The organism is Pseudomonas sp. PS02302, assembly GCF_029959585.1.
Lineage (GTDB): Bacteria > Pseudomonadota > Gammaproteobacteria > Pseudomonadales > Pseudomonadaceae > Chryseomonas > Chryseomonas aestiva.
This window is the reverse complement of sequence record NZ_JASCON010000024.1, coordinates 19279-35709: the sequence shown is the minus strand read 5'-3', so window position 1 is coordinate 35709 and position 16431 is coordinate 19279. Positions and strand designations below refer to the sequence as shown.

Annotated in this window: 10 protein-coding genes, 1 other RNA gene and 1 pseudogene; 4 read left to right on the top strand and 8 right to left on the bottom strand. The window is 68.7% G+C overall.

What is annotated here, in order from left to right:
• Positions 1 to 199: 199 nt before the first annotated feature.
• Both QMX82_RS10460 and QMX82_RS10455 read left to right on the top strand, forming a co-directional pair.
• Entirely contained in the window at positions 200 to 4195 is a 3996-nt protein-coding gene (locus tag QMX82_RS10460) for a Pls/PosA family non-ribosomal peptide synthetase (RefSeq protein WP_282283076.1), read from the top strand.
• A gap of 67 nt (positions 4196 to 4262) precedes the next feature.
• Positions 4263 to 5186 (top strand): SdiA-regulated domain-containing protein, encoded by a 924-nt coding sequence (locus tag QMX82_RS10455; RefSeq protein ID WP_282283072.1) that lies wholly within the window; start codon positions 4263 to 4265, stop codon positions 5184 to 5186.
• Here the strand turns inward: QMX82_RS10455 and QMX82_RS10450 are convergent, their stop codons facing one another.
• The 3 genes from QMX82_RS10450 to QMX82_RS10440 form a co-directional block, all read right to left on the bottom strand.
• Positions 5187 to 5711: an ankyrin repeat domain-containing protein gene (locus QMX82_RS10450; RefSeq protein WP_158894123.1), complete on the bottom strand. Its 525-nt coding sequence runs from the start codon at positions 5709 to 5711 to the stop codon at positions 5187 to 5189.
• A 123-nt stretch (positions 5712 to 5834) separates the two neighbouring features.
• Positions 5835 to 5909, bottom strand: a non-coding RNA gene (locus QMX82_RS10445) — sX9 sRNA.
• Between the two features lie 61 nt (positions 5910 to 5970).
• The gene (locus QMX82_RS10440) at positions 5971 to 7062 is read right to left on the bottom strand and encodes a hypothetical protein (RefSeq protein ID WP_282283068.1); all 1092 of its coding nucleotides are present in this window, start codon (positions 7060 to 7062) and stop codon (positions 5971 to 5973) included.
• 278 nt (positions 7063 to 7340) lie between these two features.
• On the opposite strand from QMX82_RS10440, the gene selA reads away from it, so the two are divergent.
• Positions 7341 to 8750 carry an L-seryl-tRNA(Sec) selenium transferase gene (selA, locus tag QMX82_RS10435; protein WP_282283066.1) on the top strand — a complete coding sequence of 470 codons (1410 nt, stop codon included), beginning with the start codon at positions 7341 to 7343 and terminating at the stop codon, positions 8748 to 8750.
• A gap of 171 nt (positions 8751 to 8921) precedes the next feature.
• Here the strand turns inward: selA and phnE are convergent, their stop codons facing one another.
• From phnE to QMX82_RS10410, 5 genes and pseudogenes are all read right to left on the bottom strand, one after another.
• Entirely contained in the window at positions 8922 to 9653 is a 732-nt protein-coding gene (gene phnE / locus QMX82_RS10430; RefSeq protein WP_261794025.1) for a phosphonate ABC transporter, permease protein PhnE, read from the bottom strand.
• A gap of 51 nt (positions 9654 to 9704) precedes the next feature.
• Positions 9705 to 10517, bottom strand: a pseudogene (locus QMX82_RS10425) (PhnE/PtxC family ABC transporter permease); the annotation flags it as partial.
• The gene (locus QMX82_RS10420) at positions 10511 to 11320 is read right to left on the bottom strand and encodes a phosphonate ABC transporter ATP-binding protein (protein WP_282283064.1); all 810 of its coding nucleotides are present in this window, start codon (positions 11318 to 11320) and stop codon (positions 10511 to 10513) included. The gene QMX82_RS10420 and the pseudogene QMX82_RS10425, both read right to left, overlap by 7 nt.
• Positions 11317 to 12165: a putative selenate ABC transporter substrate-binding protein gene (locus QMX82_RS10415; protein WP_133862805.1), complete on the bottom strand. Its 849-nt coding sequence runs from the start codon at positions 12163 to 12165 to the stop codon at positions 11317 to 11319. The genes QMX82_RS10420 and QMX82_RS10415 overlap by 4 nt, the downstream gene beginning before the upstream one ends.
• A 198-nt stretch (positions 12166 to 12363) precedes the next feature.
• A complete protein-coding gene (locus tag QMX82_RS10410) occupies positions 12364 to 14292 on the bottom strand; it encodes a transglycosylase SLT domain-containing protein (protein WP_133862804.1) in 1929 nt (642 codons plus the stop codon).
• A gap of 220 nt (positions 14293 to 14512) precedes the next feature.
• On the opposite strand from QMX82_RS10410, the gene QMX82_RS10405 reads away from it, so the two are divergent.
• Complete coding sequence (locus tag QMX82_RS10405) at positions 14513 to 16429, top strand: ATP-binding cassette domain-containing protein (RefSeq protein WP_282283061.1); 1917 nt, start codon at positions 14513 to 14515, stop codon at positions 16427 to 16429.
• Positions 16430 to 16431: the final 2 nt, after the last annotated feature.

Below are 16431 nucleotides of genomic sequence, written 5' to 3'. Positions count from 1 at the left end.
GGAGGCGTTTTTTTTTGGCCTCGCCAGCGCACCGCCGTCCATCGCCGATCGATGGCGGATCGCTGGAAAGGCGCATTTTAGAGCGGTTCCGGCGTCCGTACGCTGCAGTCTTCCAACCCTTAAGCAAACCCTAAGCGCCCCTTAAGGAGCGCGTAACCCGGGAGATACACACTGCGCCAAACACCCAGAGGCTGTCCCCATGGAAGCGCTTGCCGAACTCTCCCTCAGTCTGGTCGAAGGCCCCATCCGCCCCGATCTGTGCCGCGATGAAGTCCTCGCCGATCTGTTCGAGGCCACCGCGGCGCGGGCGCCGGAGCGGCCCGCCCTGCTCGAAGGCGAGCGCAGCCTGAGCTACGGCGAATTGAACGCCTGGGCCGACCGCGCCGCTTCGCGACTGCTGGCGGCTGGTGCCGGGCCTGGCCGCGTGGTCGGCCTCTGGCTGCCGCGCGGTATCGAGCTGCTGGTGATGCAGCTGGCCATCGCCAAGACCGGCGCCGCCTGGCTGCCCTGCGATGCCGAAACCCCGGCCGATCGCGTGGCCCTCTGCCTGGAAGATGCCCAGGCGGTGGGCGTGATCACCGGGGCGCCCTTCGCCGATCTGCTGGCGCGTCCCGGGCTTGGCTGCTGGACCCCCGACGAGCTTGGCGTTGCCCTGGCACAGGGCGAGGTTCTGCGCCGGCGTGGCCAGGTCTCGCCGGACCACCTGGCCTACCTGATCTACACCTCCGGCTCCACCGGCAAGCCCAAGGGCATCGGCATCCGCCAGGACAGCATCTGCCACTTCCTGCGCAGCGAGAATTCGCTGCTCGGTATCGAGGCCGGCGACCGGGTCTACCAGGGTTTCTCGGTGGCCTTCGACATGTCCTTCGAAGAGATCTGGATCAGCTACCTGGTGGGCGCCACCCTCTGGCTGGCGCCGCGCGAGATCACCGCCGATCCCGAGGCGCTGGCCCGCGCCCTGAGCGCCAATCGCATCAGCGTGCTGCACGTGGTGCCGACCCTGCTGGCGCTGTTGCCGGAAGACGTCCCCAGCCTGCGCCTGATCAACCTCGGCGGCGAGATGTGCTCCGAGCCCCTGGTGGCGCGCTGGAGTCGGCCGCAGCGGCGGCTGTTCAACACCTATGGCCCGAGTGAGGCCACTGTCTCGGCGAGTCTGGCGCAACTGCAACCGGGCGAGCCGGTGACCATTGGCCGGCCGCTGCCCAACTACAGCCTGCTGGTGGTGCACGCCGATGCCAGCCTGCCGCTGGCACTGCTGCCACGCGATCAGGTGGGTGAACTCTGCATCACCGGTCCCGGCGTGGCCGATGGCTACCTGGGGCGGCCGGAACTGACTGCCGAGAAATTCCTGGCCAATCCCTGGAGCACCGGCAGCCACGACCTCAAGCTCTATCGAACCGGTGACCTGGCACGGGTCGACGAACATGGCCAGGTGCATTGCCTGGGCCGGGTCGACGACCAGGTGAAGATCCGCGGCTATCGCGTCGAGCTGGGCGAGATCGAAGCCACCCTGGCGCGGCAACCCGGCGTCGGGACCGTGGCCGTGGTGCTGCGCGAAGAAGGCGGCGTGGAGCAGCTGGTGGCCTTCCTGGTCGGCGATGGCGGTCCGCTGCCGCGCAGCGACCTGCTGCGGACCGAGCTGGCCGGCTGCCTGCCGCTGTACATGGTGCCCAGTCGCTTCGAGTGGCTCGGCGAGATGCCGCGGCTGAACTCCGGCAAGATCGACCGCAAGCAACTGCGAGCCCGGCCCCTGGCCATTGCCGTGGTGGCGCCGGTCACTCCGGCCAGTGGCGCCCTGGGTGCGCTGCTGGCGGCCACCGCCGAGCTGTTTCCCGGTCAGCCCCTGCACGCCGAGATGGATTTCTTCGACGACCTGGGCGGGCACTCGCTGTTCGCCGCCCGCCTGGTCTCGCGCCTGCGCCAGGACCCGCGCTATGCCAGCGCCACGGTCAAGGCGGTCTATGCCGGCCGCACCCTGGGCGCCATTGCCGAGGCCCTGGAGGCGGATGCCGCCGAGGCGGGCACGGCGACGGCTACCGAGGCCTGGACGCCGCCCAGCCGCTGGCGACGCTGGCGCTGTGGCCTGGCCCAGGCGGTGGCCCTGCCGCCGCTGCTGACCCTGCGCCTGGGCCGCTGGCTGGCACCCTTCCTGGCCTTTCCGCTGCTGATCCATTCCGGTACCGCGCTGCCCTTGGCCATGCTGACCGCCCTGAGTCTGTTCGTCCTGGCCATCGGCCTGGAATTCGCCGTGGCCCTGCTGGGCAAGCGTCTGACCGGTCGCCTGCAGCCCGGTCGCTATCCGCTGTGGGGCCTGACCTATTATCGCTGGTGGCTGGGTGAGCGCTTCCTCGCCCTGGCGCCGGCCTACCTGCTCAGCGGTTCGCCCCTGGCCCGTGGCTGGCTACGGCTGCTGGGCGCCCAGGTCGGCGCCGAGGCCTTCGTCGGCACCCTGACCCTGCGCGTCCCCGAGTTGCTGACCCTGGGGCAGGGCGCCAGCCTGGGCAACGGCGTCAACTTCGAAAACGCCCGGGTGCTGCGCGGCGAACTGCTGCTCGGCGCCGTGACCCTGGGTCGCGAAGCCCAGGTCGGCTCCTATGCCATCCTCGAAGGCGACACCGCCCTCGGCGACGGAGCGCGCCTGCAGGCCCAATCCGCCCTGCGCAGCGGCCAGCGCATCCCGGCCGGACGCAACTGGGGCGGCGCGCCGGCCCATGACCAGGGCGCCGCCGGTGCCCGCGTCCTGCCGCCGGCTCCGGTATCCCGTGCCCAGCGTGCCGTGCTGAAAGGGCTCTATGCCCTCAGTGGCCTGGTGGTCTCGGTGCTGTTCTTCATGCCGCTGTTTCCCCTGGCGCTGCTGATCGACGAACTGGAAAGCTTCGGTGGACTGCCCTGGTGGCACACCTCTTCGCTGCTGCTCGATGCCCTGCAATACGGGGTGCTGGCGCTGCCGCTGGGCGTGGTCAGCGTCGCCCTGACCCTGCTTGGCTGCGCCCTGGCACGGCGGTTGATCCTGCCGCGGCTGGAAGAAGGCCAGTGGTCGATCGACAGCCTCTTCTACTGGCGCAAGTGGCTGGCCAACCTGATCCAGGAGTCGGCGCTGCAGAGTCTGCAGGGCCTCTATGCCACCGTTTATTCGGCGCTCTGGTATCGCCTGCTGGGTGCCCGGGTCGGCCGTGATGCCGAGATCTCCACCGCCCAGGGCCCGGTCTCCTCGCTGCTGGAACTGGGCGCCGAGACCTTTATCGCCGATGCCGTGATGCTCGGTGACGAACAGGTGGCCCAGGGCTGGATGACCCTCAGACGCACCTCCATCGCCCGCCGCAGTTTCGTCGGCAACGGCGCCTATGTCGCCGACGGCTGCCACCTCCCCGAAGACGCCCTGATCGGTGTCCTGGGGCGGCTCGACGAAGGCGTGCCCCTGCGCCAGGGCGAAACCTGGCTCGGCTCGCCGGCGGTCCGGCTGCCGGCGCGGGAGACCCTGACCGGCTACCCGGAAAGCCTGACCTTCCGCCCGGCACCCTGGCGCCGGGTGGCGCGTGGCCTGATCGAGGCCCTGCGCATCGTGCTGCCCACCGGCTTCACCGTCGCCGCCGGCTGCGCCATCGCCGAAGCCCTGGTGCCCCTGTGGCAGGCCGGCGCCTGGCTGCAACTGCTCGGCGAGACCCTGCTGGCCGGCAGCGCCTTCGCCCTGGCCAGCTTCCTGGTGGTGCTGGGGCTCAAGTGGCTGGTGGTCGGTCGTTATCGCCCGCGCTCGGCGCCCATGTGGACCTTTTTCGTCTGGCGCAGCGAAGCCATCACCAGCCTCTACGAAACCCTGGCGGTGCCCAATCTGCTCGGCACCCTGCGCGGTACGCCCTGGCTGCCGCTGGCGCTGCGCCTGCTCGGCGCCCGCCTGGGGCGCGGCACCTACCTGGATACCACCGACCTCACCGAATTCGACTGCGTGCGCCTCGGTGACCATGGCGAACTCAATGCATTGGCCGGGCCCCAGACCCACCTGTTCGAAGACCGGGTGATGAAGGTGGGCGAAGTCGAGCTGGGAGCCGGGGTCAACCTGGGGCCGCGCAGCGTGGTGCTCTATGGCGCCCGCGTCGGCGACGACGTGGAACTGGGTCCGCTGTCGCTGGTGATGAAGGGCGAAACCCTGCCGGGTCGCTCGCGCTGGGAGGGCAACCCCGTTCAGCCCCGGCGCTAGGACTGTCACACAACCATAAAGACAGCCCCGGATACTCCGCCCCGTACAACAATGACGGGGCAAGGCGATGACGGCGTGGGTACGACGGATCAGGATTGGACGGACCGGCTGGCTGCTGGCCCTGGCGCTGCTGCTGGCACTGGGGGTGACCCAGGGCCTGCGCAGCAGCCATCTGGATAGCCAATTGCTGTTCTGGCTCAGCCAGCAGTGGCAGAGCGAACCCCGAACCTCCCTGGAACTCGGTCGCTACCGGGTGGCGGTGGAAGGCAAGCCGGTGGCCGGCGTCACCGAGAATCTGTCCGACCTCAGCTATGACCCGGAGCGGGATCGCCTCTGGGCGGTGGTCAACAATCCGCCGGAGTTGCTGGCCCTGAGCCGGGACGGCGAGCTGCTGCAACGCCATCGCCTGGAGGGCTTCGACGACGTCGAAGGCGTGACCTATGTGGGAGACGACCGCCTGCTGCTGGCGGAAGAGGGCGCCAACGCCCTGACCCTGGTAGGCATCCCAGAGGGCGACGACGTGCTCCTGCGCAAGGACTATCGCAGCCTGACCCTGGACCTCTTCCCCCGCGCCAACCAGGGCTTCGAGGGGCTGGACTACGATGCCGCCCGCGATCGCCTGTTCGTGGTCAAGGAGCACTCGCCGCGCAAGCTCTATGAAATCCGTGGCCTGCTCAGGAGCTTCGACGGCGACTTCGCCCTGCGCATCATCGATCGCCAGGCCTGGCTGGACCAGGCACCCAGCACCGGTGACCTGTCCGCGGTCCATGTCGATCGCCGCACCGGCCACCTGCTGCTGCTAAGCGACGAGTCGCGGGTGCTGATCGAACTCGACGACCAGGGCCATACCCTGGATACCCGTTCCCTGGTGGCGCCCTTTGGTGGCCTGTCACGGCGGATCCGCCAGCCCGAAGGCGTCACCCTGGATACCGCCGGCAACCTCTATGTGGTCAGCGAACCCAACCTGTTCTATCGCTACCAGAAACGCTGATCAGACGCCGCCCAGCCGCTCCAGCACGGCGGGGGTATCCTTGGCGCCCATGGCGCGGGCCACGCTCAGCGCCGTGTTGCCGGCGGCGTCTCGGGCCTTGGGATCGGCGCCCCGGGCGACCAGCAGTTCCACCATCTGCACGTGATTGAACATGGCCGCCATCATCAGCGCGGTCTTGCCGTCGGGCATGGCGCCCTCCACGGCGGCGCCGTGCTCCAGCAGCAGTTCGGCCATGGGCAGGTTGTTCTTGAAGGCCGCGCCGGCCAGGGGCGACTGGCCCATGTCGTTGGCCAGATTCGCATCGGCCCGGTGCTCCAGCAGGACGCGACTGGCCTCCAGGTGACCGTGATAGCTGGCCAGCATCAGCAGGCTGTCGCCCTTGTGGTTGCGCAGATTGGGCGTCAGCCCCTTCTCCAGCACCAGGGCCAGCACCTCGGCATTGCCGGTGCGCGCGAGGTTGAACACCTCGGTGGCGAATTCCTGGGCTTCTTCATCGGTCATGCGCTGGGGACCGTCTGCGGTCATGGTGCTCTCCTGGACTAAGGCGGGCGGGACCCTCGGGATCCCGGGCGATAGGAGGGCAGACCCGAACGGCAGGGGGGAGTTCTCTCGCGGCGGCGAAACAAGGCCGCCGCAAAAGCGCGAGTCGGTTATAAAACGTCGCGAGCGGTTGTCAGACAGGTGTGTGCGGCGCGCAGGAACCGGAGTGTACGAGTAGTACATGAGGATTCCGAGCACCGCACGTGCCTGTATGGCGGACGCGCAGTAGTTTTATAAGCAGCTCTCAGCCGAAGGTCGCGTGGGTCTCGGCGAAGGCCTGCAACTCCGCCACGCTGTAGTTGCCGACCATCAGCACCGGGCCATGGGCCGTACCGATCTGCGCGGGCAGGGTGTCGAGAAAACCCCCGGTAGGGGTCACCCCGAGGTTGGTGTATTCGGCGGCCGGCAGATGGAATTCGGCGATCAGGCGCGCCGCTTCGGCAATCCCGGCGGTCACGCTGACTGGATGCAGGGCGGCCCCCAGCGGATTGACGTGGCCACCGTTGTCGCCGTTGAACAGGTGGCCGACCTTGGCTGCCGCCTGGGTCAGGTCGTGCTGGTCGGCCTGGGCGCCGATCAGGAACAGCGAGCCATAGTGCGGCAGGCTGCCGCCGCCCTCGGCCTGGCTGACGAAGCTGGGCGCGAAGGGCTGCTCGCCGCGGATGTCGGAGCTGTAGTTGGCCACCGGATCGCCGAGGGTGACCACATTGACGAAATTGCCTCCCTGGCCCGCCGCGTGCGCATCGCGGGGAATGCCCGAGGCCTCGAAACTGATGCCGCCGAGACCGGTCTGCTGGGCGACGTAGGCCGCCGAGATGCCGCCCAGGGAGTGGCCGGTGACGAAGATGTCCTGGGTGCCATAGCCCTGCTTGGCCGCCGCCTCGATCACCTGGTGGGCGAAGTCCAGCGACTGGCGCTGGGCGCTGGAGACCTGCTGGCCGAGGATCTGCAGATCGCTCAGCAGACCACCGGCGGTGGACAGGGGGTCGATCAGCAGATTCTCGCCGCGGGTCGTGCCGGCATAGCTGATGAGCACCTGGTTCTCGGCGGTGATCCAGGTGTGGGCCGTCGCGCCGTTGAGCGAGTTGTGCAGCGTCAGCTGCTGGCCATCGACCAGGAACGGCCGCATGCCGTCGGGCGTGCCACCCAGCACGTACTCGCTGATGGCGCCGTTGAGGAATTCGCTGACGGTGGGGGTGCTGGCCGAGCTGGTCTGCGCCAGCGGCGTGACCGCGGCGCTCTTCAGCGTGTGCAGGTAGGTGAAGTTGCCGAGGCTGACGATGTCGCTGTTGTCGAGCAGGCCATCGCTGGCCCAGGGGGAGGTTTTCTTGGACATGACGGCACCTTTGTTATTGTCGTGAGGTGGACGTGGTGGCCAGGGCTTTCCACGCCAGGCCCGCGGTGGGCGCCTGGGAAAAGCCCGCGAAAACCATCCTAGGACGGGCTCTGGCACGCGGCAAACCGGGAACCCGGGGGTCATTTCCGGACGCCCCGGGTCCGGGTTCGGGCCACCCCACGCCGGGACGGGCAAGGTCCGCGGCAGCGCGGCGCGCCCTGGTCGACCCGCCGCGGGTTCGGGCTACACTGGGGGTCGAATCGATCCAAGAGGCTCCCATGACCGCCATTCGCCTGCCGTCCATCGACCGCCTGCTGCGCCATCCCGCTTCGCGTCCGCTGGAGGAGCGCCACGGTCGCGAGCTGGTCCTTGGCGGTTATCGTTCGCTGCTGGACGACCTGCGCGATGCCCTGAGAGCCGGCACCCTGACCGCCGTGGAGGTGGAGGAGGGCGTGCTGGCCGGTCGCCTGGGCGAGCGCCTGGCGTTGCACAGCCAGCCGCGGGTGCGGCGGGTGTTCAATCTGACCGGTACGGTGCTGCACACCAACCTGGGACGGGCGCTGCTGGCGGAAGAAGCGATCGCCGCGGTGACCGAGGCCGCGCGCCAGCCGATGAATCTGGAATTCGACCTGGCCACCGGCAAGCGCGGCGATCGTGACGACCTGGTCGCCGACCTGGTGCGCGAACTCACCGGCGCCGAGGCGGTGACCGTGGTCAACAACAACGCCGCGGCGGTCCTGCTGGCCCTGCATGCCATAGGCGCACGCAAGGAAGGGGTGCTGTCCCGCGGCGAGCTGATCGAGATCGGCGGTGCCTTCCGCATCCCCGACATCATGGCCCGCGCCGGGGTCAAGCTGGTGGAGGTGGGCACCACCAACCGCACCCATGCCCGCGACTACGAAGCCGCCATCGGCCCGCGCACCGCGCTGCTGATGCGGGTGCACACCAGCAACTACAGCGTCCAGGGCTTTACCGCCAGCGTGGCCACGGCGGAGCTGGCCGCCATCGCCCGCGCCCACGACGTCCCCCTGCTGGAAGACCTCGGCAGCGGCACCCTGGTGGACCTGACCCGTTGGGGGCTGCCCGCCGAGCCCACGGTGCAACAGGCGCTGCGCGATGGCGCGGACCTGGTGACCTTCAGTGGGGACAAGCTGCTCGGCGGCCCCCAGTGCGGCCTCATCGTCGGTCGCCGTGACCTCATCGAGCGGATCAAGAAGAATCCGCTCAAGCGGGCGTTGCGGGTCGACAAGCTGACCCTGGCCGCCCTGGAAGCGACCCTGGCGCTCTATCGCGATCCGGATCGACTGGCCGAACGGCTGCCCAGCCTGCGCCTGCTATCCCGCCCGGCCGAGGCCATCACCACCCAGGCCGAGCGGCTGCTGCCGGCCTTCGCCGCCGCACTGGGCGCGACCTATGCGGTCAGCGTGGAGCCGGCGCTGGGCATGATCGGCAGTGGCGCCCAGCCGGTGGCACGCCTGCCCGGGGCGGCGCTGTGCTGTCGCCCCCAGGTCAGCAAGCGCCTGCGTGGGCGCGCCCTGCGGCAATTGGAAGAGGGCCTGCGCCAGCTACCCATTCCGGTGGTGGGGCGCATCGACGCCGATGCGCTGTGGCTGGATCTGCGTCAGCTCGACGACGAAGCCGCCTTCCTGGCGCAGTTGCCAGCGCTGCTGCTGCCGGAGATTCGCTAAGAGCCTGTTCAAAGGCTCGCGAGCTAGAGCCAAACAAGGCGAAAAAACCTGAGGAAGCGGACCGGGCTCGCGAACGAGTTTACGAGTAGTAAATGAGCATTCCGACCGGGCTGGCGACCCAGGGTCTTTTCAACGCCGTTTGGCCGAAGCGCAGCAGCCTTTGAATAGGCTCTAACGAACGACCCAGCGCTGCCGGGCCCAGTTACTCAGCAGATCCACGCCCAGCACCAGTACCAGCATGCCGAGGATCACGGTGGCGGCCTGGGCCTGCTGAAACAGGCTCAGGCTGAAGTACAGCTGCTGCCCCAGGCCGCCGGCGCCGACGAAGCCGAGGATGCTGGCCATGCGGATGTTGTTTTCCCAGCGATAGAGCAGGTAGGCCAGCAACTGCGGCCAGACCGCCGGCAGGGTGCCGTAGAGAAAGGCCGCCAGCGCGCCACCGCCGGCCAGGCGAATGGCCTCGGCGGGCGCCTTGGGGGTGTTTTCCAGGGCTTCGGCGAACAGCCGGCCGAGTACCCCGGCGGTATGCAGGGCCAGGGCCAGGGTCCCGGCGTTGGGTCCCAGGCCGGCGGCCAGCACCATCAGCGCCGCCCAGACCAGTTCCGGCACGGCGCGCAGGGCATTGAGCAGCAGCCGCGCCAGCGCCAGGGCGCCCAGGCCCAGGCGACCGGCCGCCGGCAGCGCCAGCAGGATGCCGAGCAGCCCGGCGAGCAGGGTGCCCAGCGCCGACATGGCCAGGGTCTCCACCGCGCCGTGGGCCACGGCCGATAGCTGGGTAACGGAGAAGTCCGGCTTGAGAAAATCGGCCAGGAAGCTGCCCATCTGCGCCAGGGCGCGAACGCTCAGCAATTCGCCGAAGGCGGTGCCCAGGTAGCTGGCGGACGCCACCAGGGCGGCGCCCATGGCCAGCACGGTCAGAGCGCCGCGGCCCCGACCCTGACCGCGCTCCACCTGGCGCAGCAGGCGACTGAGCACATCGGCCAGCAGCACCAGCACCAGGAAGGTCAGCAGCAGGCTGGCCACCTCGCCACCGGCGAACATGCGCAGCGACAGATCGACCTGCTGGCCGAGACCGCCGGCACCGACGAAGCCCATCACCACCGAGGCGCGGATGGCGCACTCCCAGCGGTAGACGCTGTAGGAAATCATCTCGCCCGCGGCATTGGGCAGCACGCCATAGCCGAAGGCCTGCAGGCGACCGGCGCCCTGCAGCAGCAGGGCCCGCGCCGGGCGGGGATCGACTGATTCGAAGATCTCCGCATAGACCTTGCCCAGCATGCCCCCGTAGGTGATGGCGATGGCCAGCACCCCGGCGGTGGGACCCAGGCCCACGGCACGGACGAACAGCAGCGCCCAGACGATCTCCGGCACGCTGCGCAGGACGATCAGTACCCCGCGGACCAGTCCGCGGAGCAGGCGTGGCAAGCGGTCTGGACGTCCGCCGCGGGGCAGGGCGGAGATCGACAGCACGCGAGTGGCGAGCAGGGCGGCGGGCAGGGCGATCAGCGCCGCCAGGGCCATGCCCAGGGTGGCGATGGCCAGGGTTTCCAGGGTGGCGCGCCCGAGCACGGCGAGAAAATCGGCGTCATGGGCGGGCGGCCAGAAGCCGGCGAGAAAGTTGCCCATGGTGCGGGCATTGTCGCCGGTGAAGAGTCCGAAGAGATCGAACTCCGCCAGGCGCAGCGTCGGCCAGGCCAGCAGCAGGGCCAGCAGGGTGAGCAGCAGACGAGGCCGCGCGGCCGGGTCCTGGCGGGGCGACGTCAGCATCGCGGCAGGTCGAGCGGTGTCTCGGCCGGGGCCGGTGCGGCGGGCGCCAGTGTGGCGCTCAGCCCCTCGTTGGCATAGAGCTCGGCGAGATCGGCCGCGGTGACGGCGCTCGCGGGTTTGTCCCACAGCAGCCGACCGGCCCGCAGGCCGAGGATGCGTGGAAAGCGCTGCAGCGCCAGCTCCACATTGTGCAGGCTGGTGACCAGGGTGCTGCCCTGGCGCGCCGCGGCGTCGCTCAGCACCTCCAGGGTATGGCCGGCCAGCACCGGGTCCATGGCCGACACGGGTTCGTCGGCGAGCAGAAGCTGCGGCTGCTGATAGAGCGCCCGGGCGATGCCGATGCGCTGCAGCTGGCCACCGGAGAGCTGATCGCAGGAGGAATAGAGGCGATCGGCGAGATCCAGCGGCGCCAGGGAGGCGGCGGCGCCGTCACGATCCAGGGGATGCACCAGGCTGACCAGGCTGCGCGCCAGCGACCACTGGCCGAGGCGTCCGGCCAGTACCGCGGTGATCACGCGCTGGCGCGCCGGCAAGGGCGGCGCCTGATGGATGAGGCCGATGCGGGCGCGCAACTGGCGCCGCGCCCGGTTGCCCAGGCTCCAGGGCTCCTGGCCGAGCAGCTCCAGCTGACCCGCGACCGGTCGCAGCCCGGTGGCCAGCAGGCGCAACAGGCTGGTCTTGCCCGCCCCGGACGGGCCGATCAGCGCGACCTGCTCACCCTGTTGCAGGCTGAGGTCGAGATCGGCCAGGGCGGGCGAGCCGTCGGCGTGTACCAGCGTCACGTCCCTGAGGGCGAGACTCACTTGAGCAGGCCGGCTGCCAGGGCGGAAGCCTCGATGCTCTTGTAGTTGTCCGGCGAGGTCGGCACGAAGCGGCTTGCCGCCTGCAGGTCGAGGATCGCCTTGTCGGCCGGCTTGGCCGGATCCAGGTCGAGGAAGGCCTGCTTGATCTTGGCCGCCAGTTGCGGATCCAGACTGCCGCGCACCGTCCAGTTGTAGTCGTAGTAGGGCGGGGTGGTGGAGATGACCCGGACCTTGCTGGTATCGACCTTGCCGGCGTCGACCAGCTTCTTCCACACCGAGGCGTTGAGCACGCCGGCATCGGCCTTGCCCGCGGCGACCCAGGCGACGGTGGCGTCATGGGCGCCGGAATAGGCCACCCGCGAGAAGAACTGCTCGGGGACGATGCCTTCCTGCTGCATGAAGTAGCGTGGCATCAGGCTGCCCGAGGTGGAAGAGACCGAACCGAAGGCGAAGGTCTTGCCCTTGAGGTCCTGCAGGGTCTTCACCGCCGGGTCGGCAGTGATGAACTTGCTGGTGAACTTCTGATCTTCTTCGCGCTGCACCAGGGGGGTCATCGGCGCCTTGCGCTGCGCCTGGACGAAGGTGAAGCCGCCGAACCAGGCCAGGTCCAGGCGATCCGAGGCCATGGCTTCCACCACGCCGGCATAGTCGGACACCGGGACGAACTTCACCGGCATGCCCAGGCGCTGCTCCAGGTATTCACCCAGCGGCTTGAACTTGCGGATCAGCTCGGTGGGCGCCTCGTCGGGAATGGCCGAGACGCGCAATTCGGCGGCGGCGTGGGAGAGCAGGGACGTCAGGGACAGGGCCAGGCCTGCTGCCAGGGCCAGCGAACGCTTGAGCATGGGTTTCTCCGGTTCAATAGCGGAAAAAAAGGGGCTGCAGTATAGGGGGTGGCGCTGTTTTGCGCAGCTGTCACGGGGCCTCAGGCCTGGCAGGATGCTGCCGTCGGGTGCCGCAGGGGCTCTAGGCAGTCACTGTGCAGCGGACACGAACAGGCGTCCGAGTCCGCTGCGGTGGTATCAGGACGGGCCGGCGAGCGCTCAGGTCTCGTCGAAGAAGCGCTCGTTCCAGTCGACCAGGGGTTGCGGCGCATTGAGCTTCTGGCCGTAGATTACTGCGTAGGCCAGCACGTTCTGCACGTATTGCCGCGTCTCATCGAAGGGAATGGTTTCCACCCAGACGTCGAAGGCCAGGTGGCGAGCGCCCGTCAGCCAGCGCTTCACCCGCCCCGGGCCGGCGTTGTAGGCCGCCGAGGCCAATACCCGGTTGCCGTTGAACTGGGCATGGACCATCGACAGATAGGCGGTCCCCAGTTGGATGTTCTTTTCCGGGGTCAGCGCCTGCTGCGGCGAGGCCAGGGGAATGGCGAACTTGCTGGCGGTATGACTGGCGGTGGCCGGCATCAGCTGCATCAGGCCCATGGCGCCCACGCCGGAGCGCGCATCGGCCATGAAGCCGCTTTCCTGGCGGGTGATGGCGAACACCCAGCTGCTGTGCAGACCGCGGGTCTGGGCCTCGCGCACGAAGCTCTCGCGATAGGCGATGGGGAAACGAATATCCAGGTCGTCCCAGTACTTGGCCAGGCTGATGGTGCGGATTGCCGGGAAATACCATTGCATGTCATAGGCCATGCGCGCCTGGGCCACCAGTTCGTCGCGGTTGAAGTGGCGGCTGACATAGAACCACTCGCGGCGGGCGTTGATCGGTTCGCCGCGGGCGATGAATTCCAGGGCGCGCTGCACGCCAGGGGTATTGCGCACCTTGCGCTTGAGGGCGTCGCTGAGCATCAGCGGCTTGTTGTTGAGCTGATAGGGCGCCTTGCTGCGGTCGGCGGCAAGGAAACCGTAGTAGTCGCGCTCGCGACTGACCTCGGCGTATTCGCGCAGCACCGCCGGACTCTGCGGCTGCATCAGCTCCAGGGTGCGGGCCCGCCAGTATTCCCAGCGATTGGCCTTGGCCAGACTCGGCGGAAAGCGTTCGATCAGGGCGTGGGCATCGCTCCAGCGACCCAGGCGCAGGAGCAGCCGGGCACGCCATTCGCTGACGTCGTCGTCCCGCAGTTCGGGGTCATAGCGCTCCATCAGCGGCAGCGCGCGCGGATCGAAATTCTTCGCCAGGGTCAGGCCGATCTGGCGGGCGATGGCGACCTTTTCATCGCGGGTGAAGGGCATGCGCTGGCTGTAGACGTCGAGCAGGCCCATGGCCTGTTCCGGGTCCTGGCGCGCCAGCTTGCGCAGGCCCAGGCCGACCACGTCGGCGAGGCTCTCGCTGGCCGGGGCGAAGGCCTGGACATTGGCGATCTGCTGCGGCTTCTGGGCCACGTCGATCAGCCGCTGGGCCTGGCCGGAGAGCGTCGGCAACTGGGCGGACAGGGTGCGCACCAGGCCGTATTCACCCTTGTCGGCGGCCAGCTTGGCGCGCTCCCAGACCCGCTCCTCGGTGAGCTGGCCGCGCGCTGCCCAGGCCTGGAACAGGCCGTCGCAGGTGGTCGGCTGGGCCTTGCCCACCAGCCAGTATTTCTCCGCCAGCTTGAAGCCCTCGCTGGCATTGCCCTGGGCGATCAGGTACTGGCCGTGCAGACAGTCCAGTTCGGTGAAGTTGAAGTCCGGCGAATAGTATTTCTCGAAGCGATTCCAGTCGCCGCGATCGGCGAGGCTGCGCAGCCAGCGCAGGCGCAGCCAGTTGGACTGCGGCAGATCGCCATGCTCGGCGAGAAAGCCCTCGATCTCGGCATCGCTGGCACCGGGGACGCGCTTGATCAGCTCGTCGTAGGCCAGGTAGGGCTCCAGCGGATAGGTCCGCAATTCGCCGCGATTGGCCAGGTAGACGCTGGCATCACCGCGGTCCAGCGCCGCCTTGGCCTGGTCGTAGAGTTGCCGCTGCTGCTCCAGGGGAGCGGCTTGCGAGGTGGTGGAGCCGATCAGGGGAGCGAGGAGCAGGGGCAGGATGACGAACAGGCGACCGCGCATGGGAATTCCGTAAAAGCTGGATGCGGAGGGGGCGGCGCGCCAGGCTCAGGGCAGGCGGCCGACCGTCACGGGGCAGTCTAGCTTACGTGCCGGCGGCAGGTGGCGAAAGCGTCGGCCATGGCCTGCCGTCGGGCGGTCCGGGCGTTTCGCCGGCTCGCACCGACCGGCGCCGGGGTAGGCGTCTCTGCTAGACTGGCTGGCCTTTTTCGCGGAGAAACCCATGGCGCTGCTCAAGTTCACCAACGTATCCCTGGCCTTTGGCGTCACCCCCTTGCTGGACGGGGTGTCCTGGCAGATCGAACGGGGCGAGCGGGTATGCATCATCGGCCGCAACGGCACCGGCAAATCCAGCCTGCTGCGCATCGTCAAGGGCGAGCAACAGGCGGACGACGGCGAGGTCTGGCGCGCCCCGGCGATCAAGATCGGCGAACTGCCGCAGGAATTGCCCCGCGCCGACGACCGCTCGGTGTTCGACGTGGTGGCCGCCGGTCTGGCCGGTGTCGGCGAATTGCTCGCCGAGTACCACCACCTGACCCAGGACACCAGCGGCGAACTGGACATGGAGCGCCTCATGCACGTCCAACAGGAGATCGAGGCCCGCGATGGCTGGCGCCTGCAGCAACTGGTGGACAGCACCCTGAGCCGGCTGCAGCTGCCGGCGGAAAAGACCCTCGCCGAACTCTCCGGCGGCTGGCGGCGGCGCGTACTGCTGGCCCAGGCGCTGGTGGCCGAGCCGGATCTGCTGCTGCTGGACGAACCCACCAACCACCTGGACATCGGCGCGATCGCCTGGCTGGAAGACGCCCTGCGCGGCTATCCCGGCGCCGTGCTGTTCATCACCCACGACCGCGCCTTCCTGCAGGCCCTGGCCACTCGCATCCTCGAACTGGATCGCGGCAACCTGATCGACTGGCAGGGCGACTACGCCAGCTTCCTCGCACACAAGGAGCAGCAGCTGGCGGCGGAAGAGACCGCCAACGCCCTGTTCGACAAGCGCCTGGCCCAGGAAGAAGTCTGGATCCGCCAGGGCATCAAGGCCCGCCGTACCCGCAACGAAGGCCGGGTCCGCGCGCTCAAGGCCATGCGTAACGAGCGCAGCGAGCGCCGTGAGCGCCAGGGCAAGGCCAACCTCCTGCTGGAGACGGCCGACAAGTCCGGCAAGCAGGTCATCCTCGCCGAGCACATGAGCTATGCCCATCCCGGTGGCGAACCCCTGATCCGCGACCTGACCCTGCTGATCCAGCGCGGCGATCGCATCGGCCTGCTCGGCCCCAACGGCTCCGGCAAGACCACCCTGCTCAAGCTGCTGCTGGGCGACCTGCAGCCGACCACCGGCAAGATCCAGTACGGCACCAAGCTGGAAATCGCCTACTTCGACCAGCTGCGCCTGCAACTGGAGCCGGAAAAGACGGTGATCGACAACCTCGCCGAAGGTCGTGAATTCATCACCATCAACGGCCAGGATCGCCATGTGCTGAGCTACCTGGGCGACTTCCTGTTCAGCCCCCAGCGGGCCCGTACCCCGGTCAAGGCGCTGTCCGGTGGCGAGCGCGCGCGCCTGCTGCTGGCCAAGCTGTTCAGCAAGCCGGCCAACCTGCTGGTGCTGGACGAACCCACCAACGACCTCGACGTCGAGACCCTGGAGCTGCTGGAAGAGGTGCTGCTGAGTTTCGAGGGCACCGTGCTGATGGTCAGCCACGACCGGGCCTTCCTCGACAACGTGGTGACCAGCACCCTGGTGTTCGAAGGAGAAGGGCGGGTACGGGAATACGTCGGCGGCTACCAGGACTGGTTGCGCCAGGGCGGCTCGCCGCGCCTGCTCGGCGTGCAGACCCGCGAGGACGGCAAGGCTGCGCCAGTGGCTGCCAAGACCGAGCCCGCACCCGCGGCGGCCCCGGTCGCTGCTGCAGCCGCACCGGCCAAGCGCAAGCTCAGCTACAAGGAGCAGCGCGAGCTGGACGCCCTGCCAGGCACCATCGAAACCGCGGAAATCGAGCTGGAAGCCCTGCAGACCGCCATCGCCGATCCCGGCTTCTACCAGCTGCCGGGCGAAGTCACCCAGGCCAAGCTCGCCCGCATGGACGCGCTGCAGGCCGAGCTGGATCGGCTGATCGAGCGCTGGGCCGAACTGGAGTAATC